Origin of the sequence: Streptomyces sp. NPDC086519 (assembly GCF_040686075.1) — a bacterium.
GTDB lineage: Bacteria > Actinomycetota > Actinomycetes > Streptomycetales > Streptomycetaceae > Streptomyces > Streptomyces shenzhenensis.
Map to the genome: position 1 here is coordinate 27,900 of NZ_JBFBJL010000077.1, position 11,576 is coordinate 39,475.

At 73.4% G+C, this 11,576-nt stretch carries 11 protein-coding genes; 3 read left to right on the forward strand and 8 right to left on the reverse strand.

Going from position 1 to position 11,576, the window contains the following annotated elements; genetic code table 11:
- Window positions 1-83 precede the first annotated feature (83 nt).
- Window positions 84-1,229, reverse strand: coding sequence for an FAD-dependent monooxygenase (locus tag AB0P24_RS41590; RefSeq protein WP_365803529.1), 1,146 nt, complete (start codon window positions 1,227-1,229; stop codon window positions 84-86).
- A gap of 216 nt (window positions 1,230-1,445) precedes the next feature.
- On the opposite strand from AB0P24_RS41590, the gene AB0P24_RS41595 reads away from it, so the two are divergent.
- Both AB0P24_RS41595 and AB0P24_RS41600 read left to right on the forward strand, forming a co-directional pair.
- Window positions 1,446-2,063: a TetR/AcrR family transcriptional regulator gene (locus AB0P24_RS41595; RefSeq protein WP_365803531.1), complete on the forward strand. Its 618-nt coding sequence runs from the start codon at window positions 1,446-1,448 to the stop codon at window positions 2,061-2,063.
- A 131-nt stretch (window positions 2,064-2,194) separates the two neighbouring features.
- Window positions 2,195-3,211 carry an SMP-30/gluconolactonase/LRE family protein gene (locus AB0P24_RS41600; protein WP_365803533.1) on the forward strand — a complete coding sequence of 339 codons (1,017 nt, stop codon included), beginning with the start codon at window positions 2,195-2,197 and terminating at the stop codon, window positions 3,209-3,211.
- A 240-nt stretch (window positions 3,212-3,451) separates the two neighbouring features.
- On the opposite strand, the gene AB0P24_RS41605 is transcribed toward AB0P24_RS41600, so the two are convergent.
- From AB0P24_RS41605 to AB0P24_RS41625, 5 genes are all read right to left on the reverse strand, one after another.
- Window positions 3,452-3,886, reverse strand: a complete 435-nt coding sequence (locus AB0P24_RS41605) for a heme-binding protein (protein ID WP_365803535.1) — start codon at window positions 3,884-3,886, stop codon at window positions 3,452-3,454.
- Window positions 3,856-4,134: a hypothetical protein gene (locus tag AB0P24_RS41610; protein ID WP_365803549.1), complete on the reverse strand. Its 279-nt coding sequence runs from the start codon at window positions 4,132-4,134 to the stop codon at window positions 3,856-3,858. The genes AB0P24_RS41605 and AB0P24_RS41610 overlap by 31 nt, the downstream gene beginning before the upstream one ends.
- Before the next feature lie 42 nt (window positions 4,135-4,176).
- Complete coding sequence (locus AB0P24_RS41615) at window positions 4,177-5,280, reverse strand: DNA alkylation repair protein (protein WP_365803537.1); 1,104 nt, start codon at window positions 5,278-5,280, stop codon at window positions 4,177-4,179.
- 19 nt (window positions 5,281-5,299) lie between these two features.
- On the reverse strand, window positions 5,300-5,605 hold the full coding sequence (locus AB0P24_RS41620) for a hypothetical protein (RefSeq protein ID WP_365803539.1): 306 nt from the start codon (window positions 5,603-5,605) through the stop codon (window positions 5,300-5,302).
- Window positions 5,606-5,679: 74 nt separating this feature from the next.
- Window positions 5,680-6,576: a helix-turn-helix transcriptional regulator gene (locus tag AB0P24_RS41625; RefSeq protein ID WP_365803541.1), complete on the reverse strand. Its 897-nt coding sequence runs from the start codon at window positions 6,574-6,576 to the stop codon at window positions 5,680-5,682.
- Window positions 6,577-6,965: 389 nt separating this feature from the next.
- On the opposite strand from AB0P24_RS41625, the gene AB0P24_RS41630 reads away from it, so the two are divergent.
- Window positions 6,966-7,697 (forward strand): SDR family oxidoreductase, encoded by a 732-nt coding sequence (locus AB0P24_RS41630; protein ID WP_365803543.1) that lies wholly within the window; start codon window positions 6,966-6,968, stop codon window positions 7,695-7,697.
- 385 nt (window positions 7,698-8,082) lie between these two features.
- Here AB0P24_RS41630 and AB0P24_RS41635 read toward each other — a convergent pair whose 3' ends face one another.
- Window positions 8,083-9,225, reverse strand: coding sequence for an acetamidase/formamidase family protein (locus AB0P24_RS41635; protein ID WP_365803545.1), 1,143 nt, complete (start codon window positions 9,223-9,225; stop codon window positions 8,083-8,085).
- Window positions 9,226-9,553: 328 nt separating this feature from the next.
- Window positions 9,554-11,576 (reverse strand): cytochrome P450 (locus AB0P24_RS41640; protein ID WP_365803547.1); only part of this gene is annotated, 2,023 nt, incomplete at its 5' end.

Consider the following 11,576-nt stretch of genomic DNA (forward strand, 5'->3'; position numbering starts at 1 on the left):
ATGTTCGTGTCAGCGACGTGCGGTGCGTACGCCCGGCATCAGTACGCCCGGCATCAGTACGGCCGGCATCAGTGCGGCCGGCATCAGTACGGCTGGATCAGGCGCCCCAGGGCCTCGTTCGTCAGCCGGGCGCCCTCGGGGCCGGCCCACTGGCCGGCCGACTCCAGCTCCAGCAGCCTCAGCGACGTCCTCACCACGAGCTCCGCCCGGTCGCGACGGCGCCGGTAGAAGCGGTCCAGCCGCTCCTCGACCGGACCGGTGCCGGTCAGCTCGGCGGCCAGCACCACGCCGTCCTCCAGAGCCATGGCGCCGCCCGAGCCCAGATGGGCGCTGGTGGCGTGGGCGGCGTCGCCGATGACGACGACCCGGTCGCGGTACCAGGGTTCGTCGATCCACACGCTCTCGAAGGCCTTGCAGACCACGTCCGAGTCCGGCCCCAGACGCCCCCGCAGCCCCGCGACGGCCGGATGGGCGAAGCCCGCGAAGACCCCCTCCAGGTGCGCCCTGGCCCGGTCGCGGTCGAGGGTCTTCTTCTCCGGGGCCGGGAACGTGCAGTTGATGTAGCCCATCCCGGTCTTGGGCCGGGTGTGGAGGAAGGTTCCGCTGGGGGCGATGTGAATGCCCGGCGCGAGGTCGATCCCCTCGCTCTCCATGACCCAGCGCACGCTGAGCTCGCCGGCGAACCGCGGCTGATAGCGGTCGCCGAACACCTGCCGCCGTACGAAGGAGCGGATGCCGTCGGCTCCGACGACCAGGTCGTAGCGCTGCCGGCTGCCGTCGGTGAAGGCGACGTCCACCCCGGACGGCGTGTTGGCCAGGCCGGCGACGGTGAGGCCGACCGGGAGCAGCCGGGCACCCGCCTTCTCGGCCGCGTTTCCCAGCACGCGTGCCAGATCCGGCCGGTAGACGACCAGGCCGATGACGGTGTCCGGGCCGTCGGCAGCGGCGGGGCCCGCGAAGCTGCCGGGCAGCGCACCGCCATCGGGTCCGTAGAGCCGCATGTACGAGGCGTAGGCCTCGGCGTTGATCTCCGCGAGTTCCTCGTACACGCCGAGTTCCCGCAGTGCGTCGGCGGCGCGGTGGAACATTCCCATCGCGGTGCCGTTCGGCTCGTACGACACCTCCGCCACGTCGACCGACACCGCCCCGGAGGACCCGTGCCGCATTCCGATCGCGGTCGCCATTCCGGCGAGGCCGCCGCCCACCACCAGTACCCGTGCGATTGTCACGTTGTGCACCTCACCATCGAGGACGAGTTCTGTCGCCGCTCACCCTCCGGCAGACCGAAGGCAGGCTGAAGCGACCAGAGCCGCAGTGCGAGACACGGAGCTGCCGGATGTCCCGGAACTCGGGTGCGGCCCGCCCTGCCGCGGCGACGGGCGGCGTCGCTCCGCGGCGCCGTGCGCCCGGCCAGCGGTCCGCGCCCACCCATTACGCTCGCCGGTGTGGACACCCCAGAGGAGGGCCGCGGGGCCGGCCGCGATCCCCGCGCACGGCGTACCGAACATGCACTGCGCCGGGCACTCGTCGCCCTTGCGGCCGAGCGCGGGCCGGCCGCTGTCACCGCCTCGGAGCTGGCCGGACGGGCGGGGATCGGCCGGGCGACCTTCTACCGCCATCACGACAGCGTCCCGGCCTTCGTCGACTCCCTGCGCGCGGAGCTGATCGCCGAGCTCCGAGGTGCCTTCCTCGATGTCAGACTCGACCCCCGCACGAAGCCCGGGACCTACGACGTACTGGCCTGCCGCGCCCGGGCCGTGCTCCTGGTCGCGGCACACGACGTGGATCTGTTCCGCCTGCTGTGGGAGGGGAACGCGGGCACGGCCTTCCGCGACCGCTTCCGGGCCGAGCTGGCCGTCCTGTTCGCCGAGGACCTGGGCCGGATCGGCGCGAAGACCGATGCCGCCTACTGCCCGCCCGAATACCTGTCGGCGTACGCCACCCACGCGATCACCGGCGTGCTCGGCGCGTGGCTCGCGAAGGACCAGCGCGAACCGATCGAGGACGTCACCTTCTACCTGGTGACGCTCATCAACAGCGGTTCCCAGGTCCTGGAGCAATAGCCGCGTGAAAGAGGAACAGTTCCGCCGCTTCGGCGTCGCCGTCGTCCTGCTCGAACCGCGGTGCCGCCGCATCGTCTCCGCCGCCACACGGATGCCCCCGACATCGCCGACGCCCAGGTAGGGAGCCTGCCATGACCTCGACCCGCCGCCTGATCTCACCCCGCCGCTGGACCCCGCCCGCTGCCCCGGCCGACCAGGGCCGCACGCCCGCCACCGGCCGCTTCACCGTGGCCCGCCGCCTCGCCACCGGTGGCCACGGTCCCGAGGACGTGCTCTTCGACCGGCACGGTGCCCTGCTCACCGGTCTCGGCGACGGCACCGTGGTCCGCCTCGACCCGACCACCGGCGCCCGCACCGTGCTGGCCGACACGGGGGGCCGCCCGCTGGGGCTCGAACCCTGCGCCGACGACAGCGTCCTGGTCTGCGACCACGACCGGGGACTGCTGCGCATCGCCGCCGACGGGGCGGTCCACCCACTCGTCGACTCCGTCGAGGGCAGACCGCTCACCTTCGCCAGCAACGTGGTCCAGGGCCCCGACGGGACCGTCTGGTTCACCGTGTCCACCCGCCGCTGGGACCTCGACCACTACCTCGGCGACATCATCGAGCACTCCTGCACCGGCATGCTCATTCGCCACGACACCGACGGAACCGTCACCGTGCTGCTCGACGACCTCAAGTTCGCCAACGGCCTGGTCCTCGCCCCGGACGCCTCGCATCTGCTCGTCGCCGAGACCGCCGGATACCGGGTGAGCCGCTACTGGCTCACCGGCCCGACGGCCGGGAGGGCCGAGCCGTTCGTGGAGAACCTCGCCGGCCTGCCCGACAACATGAGCCTCGGCAGCGACGGGCTCGTGTGGGTGTCGCTCGCCGCCCCTCGCAACACGCTGCTGGACAGGCTGCTGCCCCGGCCGGGCTTCTGGCGGACCCTGCTGTGGAATCTGCCCGAGGCGGTGCGCCCCAAGCCGACCCCGCTGGCGTGGGTGATGGCCTTCGACCTCGACGGCCGCGTCGTCCACGACCTGCGCACGGACGACGGCTCGTACGGCTTCGTGACCAGCGTCGCCGAGTACGACGGCACGGTGGTCGCCGGCAGCCTGCACGAGGATGACATCGCCGTGCTCGCCCCCACGCGCCCGACCCCCTGAGGACGGTTCCCGCCGGACCGGGCCGACTCATCCCCTCGCGCGCGCCTCACGCCGTAGAGCGGTCGGCGTCCGGCCCCACCACCGCCGGGCGCGCCGGGTGAGCACTGTCAGACAGACGTGCGCCCGCGCACGGAGCACGGCGCGCGCCGTCGAGGACCGAGGCGAACGACTCTTTCTCCGCGGGGAGTTGCCGCTTCAGGGTCCGGGGGTGGACGGCCTTCCCCGCAGCAGCACTTCCGTCTAACCAACGGAACGGTTCTCCTGCCACCGCCGCACCGCCGTCTGCACGGCCTCTTCGTCTTCGACGGCATGGGCACCGGACGCGCCTGCGGCACCGAGGACCAGCTCGCCGTCGGTGACCAGAACACCGCCGGCCCACGGGACGAAGTCGCCCCCGTAGAGGTGCTGGATGCTGTCGACGATTCCTCCGGGGAGGCTGATCTGGCCCGAGGGCTGAAGAGCGAGCAGCGCAGTGCGTGCCTTGGCCACAGCGATTCGGCTGGTCATGGGCATACCGCCATCGGCCCGCCGCAGGACGATCGGCTCTCCGGTGACGTCGACAACGGCCACCGCCAGCGGAGGGAATCCGCGCTCTGCACCGACCGCCAACGCGGCGTGCACCAGACGATCAGCCTCGGCCAACGTCAGCCCGGGAAGGCGCGGAGTATCGGACACGACCGCGAAGTTAGCAGGTCTGCGCCGGACATGGCGGCCGCCAGCGGTGAGGCGAGGTGGGCGACGGCCGTGGCGACCTCGGACGGCTCCAGCAGGCGGCCGGTGGTCATGCCCGTCGCGGCCGGGATCTGAGCCGGCAGCTCCTCCTGGGTGACCCCCATGGAGCGGGCCGGCTCCGCGCCGTGGCCATCCGGGTTCTCCCACCGCGCGGTACGCACCGCGCCCGGCGAGATGGTGTTGATGCGCAGGCGCGCCCGCCCCCTCGCAGCCGTGCGGGCCGGGAAGTTTCCTCACGGGGAGTCGAGTTGGAACTCCGCGCGGTCCGACGTCACGCCGTTGATCTGTAGGGCGATGGCGTGCGGGCCCGGGTGGTAGCGGCGGGTGGTGAGGGGCCGGAAGGAGTGTTCCCGGGTCACCGCGATCGTCTCGTCCGGGGCGAGGGTGCGGGTCGTGAGCTTGAACGTCCTGGTGCTCTGCGAGCCGTTGGCCCGGTGGTGGTGGACCACGTAGTCGATCGCCAGCCGGGCGTCCTCGGCGCCGGTGTTGCGGATGGTCGCGGTGAAGCGGACGCTGCCGCCGATCGGCACGCGGGTGCGGTCGAGTACCGGCCCGTCGATCTCGAGGGTCGCCGGGGTGAAGCCGAGCAGTTCGAGCGCGCCGGGGTGGCCGCGTCTGACGAGCGTGCGCAGTCCGTGGCGCACCACCCGTCCCGTCGTCGGGGCGGGGTCGTCCAGCCAGCGCCGGGCGGTGGCCACGGCGAGCCCGGCGTGGTCACGGCTGAGGTCGTTGAGGTGGTTGGCGACGGATCGCCGGACGTACTCGCTCCCGTCGCGGTGGAGGGCGTCGAGGACGGGCACGGTAGCGCCGGGACGGGCGGTGAGCTCCGGCACCCGGACCGACCAGGGCAGGTAGGGCCGGGTGCCCTCCGAGGCGAGCCGGCGCACATCGGCGTCGGGCGACGCCGTCCATCCGGCGATGATCCCGAGCGCCCGGTCCAGGTCGTGCCGCAACAGGACACGCAGGGCGAACTCCGAGGTCAGCCGCCCGGTGAGGTCGGCCAGAAGCGCCATCGCGTCGTCGAAGGCGGCGTCGGTGCCCTCGGCCACGGCCTTCGTGGCGACGGCACTCGTGACCGGCCAGATGAGCCACCCGCCGAACTCCGGTACGCCGTCCCGGGCGGCCCGCACCACGCGGGCCAGCTCGGCGTAGTCCCCCGGTACGTCCGCGAGGAGGGCGTCGCGCAGCAGGTCGGTCCGTTCGCGCAGCGCGAGCGTGTCGAGCCGCGGTGCGGCCGCCCGCAGCGCGGCGGGTTCCACACCGGGCAGCACCGTGCGGACGGCCTGGGTCAGCAACCGCGCGGTGTGGCCGTTGACGAGTTCGTCGGCGAAGGGCATGGGCGTCTCTTCCTGTCGGTCACGGCTCGACGTGCTGGAGCACGGTCGTGAACTGCCAGTCGACGGTGCCGTGGTCGATCGCCTCGTGCACGGGCGAGCCGCCCATCTCGCCGGTGATCCCGGCGGCGCCCGAGCGGGCGTGCTCGATGCTGTCGTAGGCGACGATGTCGAGGATCGTGCCGTCGTCGCGCACGACGATCCGGCGCCACCGGAAGCCGGGCCGGCCCCTGAGGTAGTCGTTGATGTCCGCGTTCGCCGCGACGAAGTCCTCCGGTGTGAGGCCGGGCGCGGGGCGGAGGCTGGTCACTTCCAGGATCTCGGGCATGCCGGGGTGTTCCTTTCGATGGTGGGTGCGGGCCGCGACCTCGCGGGTGTCGTCCCCCTGCGGCCCGGGTCGGGTCAGGCCCGCCCCGCCGTCGAGGCCAGGTACGTCAGGGCCTCCTCGCTGCGGCTGCCGGGCTCGGGGGTGCCGACGAGCAGTTGCTGGCCGGGAGCGTCGATCACGTCGAAGGTCTGGTAGGTCAGCTCGATGCGGCCCGCTTCGGGGTGGACGAACACCTTGAACGCCCGGGTGAGGCCGGCGACGTCCCGGTCGGCCCACAGCACCCTGAACTCCGGTGCGCTCTCGCCGAGTTCGGCGACGAGGTCGGTGATGTTCGGGTCGTCCGGGAATCGTCCCGCGTTCAGGCGGAGCGCGTAGACGGTGCTGCGCCGCAGCAGCTCCCATTCGGCGAAGACGGTCTTGGCCAGGGGGTGGGTGAACAGGATGCGCGGCATGTTCCGCTCGGTGCCGAACGGTGCCAGCAGCGCGTCGGCGACCGCGTTGGCCGCGAGCACGTCGAAGGCCGGGCCGAGCACGTACGCCGCCGCCCGGGGGAAGGCCTCCAGCAGGCGCAGCAGTGAGGGGTGCACGAGGTCCCGGGCGCTGTCCGGGCCCAGCCGGGGGTTCAGTCCCGCCAGCCGGAACAGGTGCTCGCGCGCCTCGGGTGCCAGGCGCAGCGCGTGCCCGAGGGCGCCGAGCACCTGCGCGGACGGATTGCGTTCGCGCCCCTGTTCGAGGCGGGCGTAGTAGTCGGCGCTGACCCCGGCGAGCACCGCCACCTCCTCGCGGCGCAGCCCGCGGACGCGTCGCCCGGAGACACCGCCGGCCAGCCCGGCGTCGGCCGGCTCCACGCGTGAGCGGCTCGCGCGGAGGAACTCGCCGAGTTCGTTGTCGCGTGCGCTCATGCCGTCGATGCTAGCCGCGTCCGCCCCTGCCGCGATCCGGCCGTTCGGGACCGTCAACAGCGTGCTCACGGGCGGCCTCCCGAACGCGTCCGCGCGGGGCTCCGGTCACGCCGGACTCCCGGGACGGCATACGGCATGTCCGGCGGGATGCGGTGCCCGACGATCTTCTCCCGGTGTCGACCGGCCGCGGGGCGGTGTCGCAGTACCCGGACTCGGATCCCGCGCTCGTCGCTCATGGCAGCAGCCTTTCCGCGGTGGTCTGCGGAACTCGTTCGAGCTCCGGCCGGTGCCTCGCACCGACACCCTCACCTTCCGCCCGAGCCCGGCGCCGAAGAAGGGCGTGGCTGCCTGGGTGCCACACACCCAGGCAGCCGCGTCCTTCCCGGATCCGGCCCGATGCATTGAAGTCGAAGGCGCGGCGGTCGTCGCCGCACATAGGTGAAGGAGAGAGTGGGAACATGTCGGCAGAATCGAAGACCGTCCTGATCACCGGCGCCAGCAGCGGCATCGGTGAGGCCACCGCCCGCCGACTGGCCGGACTCGGGCACCGCCTGCTTCTCGGCGCCCGCCGGACCGGCCGCCTGGCCGCCCTCGCCGCGGAACTGCGCGCGGCCGGCGCCGCGGTCGCTTTCCGCGAGCTGGACGTCACGAGCCTCGACTCCGTGTACGCCTTCGCCGCCGCCGGGGTGGAGGAGTACGGCCGTGTCGACGTCCTGATCAACAACGCCGGGGTGATGCCGTTGTCACCGATCGAGGACCTGCGCATCGCCGAGTGGGAGCAGATGATCGACGTCAACCTGCGCGGTGTGCTCTACGGGATCGCCGCCGTGCTGCCCGAGATGCGGCGGCAGGCGGGCGGTCACATCGTCAACGTGTCATCGGTGTCAGGACACCGCGTGGACCCGACCGCCGCCGTCTACAGCGCCACCAAGTTCGCCGTGGCGGCCGTGTCGGAGGGACTGCGGCAGGAGAGCCGGGACATCCGGGTCACCGTCGTCAGCCCCGGTTTCACGCAGAGCGAGCTGACGGACCGCGGCGGCTCGCCGCAGGCCCAGGGCGCCGCCCGCGCGGCGGCCGAGCAACTGGCGATCCCCGCGTCGGCCATCGCTGACGCGATCGCCTTCGCCATCGACCAGCCGGCGAACGTCGACGTCAACGAACTGATCGTGCGCCCCACCGCGCAGGGCTGAGGACCGAGGCCGTTCCGCTCCGGCGGCGGAAGGGCGGCCGTGACGTCGGGGACGGAGCCCCGCTCCCGCTCCCGGGCGCGGACGGCCGGTCGCGGTGAACGGTGCCGGCCGCGGCGAGCGGGGCCGGCCGCGGTGTGCGGTGCCGGCCGCGGCGAGCGGTGCCGGCCTCGGTGTGCGGTGCCGCTGCCGGAATCCGGCGCCTTCGCCACCGCGCGTCCGCGGCCGCACCGGCGGATGTGCTGCGGGAACACGTCAGTCCCTGTGTCCCGACCGCAAGACGTGTCCCATGTCCCGGAGCACTGCGGCGGGCACGCTGCCGTGGAGTGTGCCGGCAGGTGTCGCCGCGGGATCTGGCCGAGTGCCCGAGAGGGCAGCAGGATGCCGTTCAGCTCGGGCGGGTGACCTCGACGAAGTCGGACTTGCGGATCTTGCCGTGGATGCCTTTCACGCTGTCGACGACCTGGGAGACCGCGAAGTCGCCCGCGGCGCTGAGGTAGGCCATGGCCAGGTGGCGGTCGATGCCGTAGTCGGTGACGAGGAGGTCCAGGGCGCAGCGGACGCAGTCGCGCATCGCCTCGTCCAGGTCCTCGTCCAGGCCGATCGGGATGAGCAGGTCGTCGGTCTCGGCGAACGGGGTGACGCGGCCGTGGCCGGGGCGCAGGGCGGCGCCGCCGGGGATCACCTCCACCCGCACCGTGGCGCGCAGCGACGCCTCGAACGCGGTGAGGGCGATCTCGCCGTCGCCCTGGGCGAAGTGCGGGTCACCGAAGTAGACCAGCGCGTCGTCCACCTGGACGGGGAGGTACAGGGTCGCGCCCTCGCCGAGCAGGGCCACGTCGATGTTGCCTCCGTGGCGGCCCGGCGGCACCGAGTGGGGCCGCTCGTCGCCGGGTACGGCCACGCCCATCACGCCGAGGAACGGGTGCAGCGGGAAGCGCAGCGCGCCGCGGGCGGGGTCCGAGGAGTCCACCGCCATGCGGCCCCATGCGCCGGCTCCGTCCGCGTGCGCGGTGGCGAAGGTCATCTGCGGGCCGGGCAGCGACGGCATCTCGCCGGGGAGCGCGCCGAAGCCGTGGCGGGCCGACACCAAGCCGTACGGCACCCGGGGCGTCAGGCCGAGGACGGTCACCGCGAGCAGGTCGCCGGGGCGGGCGCCGGTCACCGCGATCGGGCCGGTGACGAGGTGCGGGCCGTCGTCGTCGAAGTCGTGGGCCGTCCCGGAGTCCGCTGTCTGCTGCGCGTCGTCGAGGACATGGGCGCCGGCGACGCCGTAGCGGGCGAAGAACTCGCGCGGATCACGGCCCTGGTCCTCCAGGACCCCCTCGTGGCTGAGCGTGTCCACGGTGAGGACGGAGCCCGGCCGGACCGCGGCGACCGGCGCGTCCGCCTCGCACGGGAGGCGGCCCCACAGGGTGTTGCCGGGCGTGGCCGGCACGTAGGCCGTCGACGGGATCGGGCCGTGGCCGGGCTGGAGGATCGGGAAGCCGGTCGCGGCGATGTCGAGGAGGGGGGAGTCGGTCGCTGTCATGGCCCGCCTTTCGTGGAAGGGATGGGCCGACGCTATGAACGTCCCGTTGCGGAGGCGTTTCGGGTGCGGGTCCGCACCGTAACCGTGTTCCGTAATGCGATATGGCGTCTCGCAAGGAGTCCGGCGGTTCGGCGGGCCGGGCCGGGTGCGCGCGGGCAGCACTCGGCGCGGTCCGGCGGTGGGCGGTGTGCCCATTGCCGGACCGCGCCGAGGGCGGTCGGGGGTTCAGAGGCCAGAGGCCGGAGGTCGGAAGCGGGGGGCAGAGGTCAGAAGTCAGAGGTCGGAGGCGGGGGTTCGGAGGGCAGAGGCCGGAGGTCGGAGGCGGGGTTCAGAGGTCGAGGACGAGTCTGTCGCCCTGGCAGCGGCCGACGCAGATCATCATCGTGCGCCCGGCTTCGCGTTCCTCTTCGCCGAGTACGGAGTCCCGGTGCTCGGGGGTTCCGGCGAGGACCCGGGTCTCGCAGGCGCCGCAGTAGCCCTTCTCGCAGTCGTAGGACAGGCCGCTGACGGCGTCGCGCACGACCTCGATGAGGCGGCGGTCGGCCGGGACGGTGAGCGTGCGGCCCGTCCGGGCGAGCCGGACCTCGAAGGGGCGGTTCTCCGCCGCGTCGAACGCCGTCTCCAGGTCGTCGCCCGCCGTGAAGCGCTCCAGGTGCAGCCGGTCGCTCAGGCCGGGGCCGATGCGGGCGCACTCCCGCTCGATCGCCGCCAGCATCGGGGCGGGGCCGCAGGCGTAGACCGCCGTGTCCTCGTCCAGGCCGCCCAGCAGGCGGGGGAGGTCCGGCAGCCCGGACTCGTCCTGGGGGAGGAGGGTGAGCGCATCGCCGGCCACGGCGGTGAGGTCGTCGGCGAACGCCATCGTCGCGCGCGTACGACCGCCGTATACGACGGAGAACGGCGTGCCGCGTCCGGCGGCCTCGCGGACCATCGCGAGGATCGGGGTGACCCCGATGCCGCCCGCGACGAAGAGGTACGACGGCGCGTCCACGAGCGGGAAGTGGTTGCGTGGTCCGCGCACCGCGAACGTGGCCCCGGGGCGGGCCAGTTCGTGGAGTTCGGCCGAACCGCCCCGGCCCGCGGGCTCGTGCAGGACGCCGATGCGCCAGGTCGCCGCGTCGGCGGGGTCGCCGCACAGTGAGTACTGGCGCAGCCGGCCCGAGGGCAGCCGCAGCTCGATGTGCGCGCCGGGCCGCCAGTCGGGGAGGTCGGCCCCGTCGGGCAGCGCGAGGTCGACGGCGACGACGCCCTCGGACGCCGCGCGCACCGACGTCACCCGCAGCGGGGTGGGCGTGGTCAGCGCGCGGACCCGGCCCGTCGTCCCCCTCGCCCGGGGGCCGGGGGTGAAGACCGCCGGGACCGCGTCCCAGCCGGACTGGTTGCCGCGCGTCGGGTAGGGCACGAGCCCTTCCTCGATCACCCGGTAGTCGGGCAGCCGGGTCAGGACCTGCGTCATCATCGCGCGGAACATGGCGCGGGCGAGGTGGGCACCCGCGCAGCGGTGCGAGCCGATGCCGAAGCTGAGGTGCCGGCTGGCGTCGCGGTCCAGCCGTACCTGCTCGGGGTCGGGGAAGACGGCCGGGTCGTGGTTCGCGGCGACCCACGGGATCAGCACCCGCTCGCCCGCGCGCATCGGGCAGCCGCCGACCTCGGTGTCCCGGGTGACCGTGCGCGCCATCGACTGCGACGGGGCGAACGCGCGCAGGAATTCCTCGGTCGCGCCGTCCAGCAGGTCGGGGGAGTCGATCAGACGCTGACGCTGCTCGGGATGGCGGGCCAGATGGACGAGGGTCGAGCCGGTCAGGGAGGTGGTGGTGTCGACGCCGCCCGCGATGAGCAGGCCGATCACCGACACCAGCTCGTCCTCGCCGAACTCGTCGCCGTCGGCCCTGCGTCCGGCCACCACCGCGCTGACCGCGTCGTCCCGGGGCGCGCTGCGGCGGTCGGCGATCAGCTCGCGGATGCGCTGGTCCATGTAGGCCAGTCCGGCGGCCCCGCGGGCGGCGCGCTCGCTGCCGGCCGGGGCGGCGAAGATGTCGTGGACCGGACCGGCCAGCTTGGCCCAGTCCTCCTCGGGGAAGCCGAGCCAGTCCAGGGTGACCGCCGCCGGCAGCGGGTTGGTGAGGTCGCGGACGAGGTCGCACGAGCCGTGCTCGACGAACTCGTCCACCACGCGGGCGGCGTGGCGCTCGATCATCGGGACCAGGCGCTCGATCGCCTCGGGGGTCAGCAGCGGGTTGATCAGTTTCCGGTACTCGGTCGCGCGCGGCGGGTCGAGCTCGATCGGGTACTGCTCCAGCCCGGGGCCCTTGGGAATGACGATGCCGACGCCCTCGCCGCCGTGCTCGTTGCGG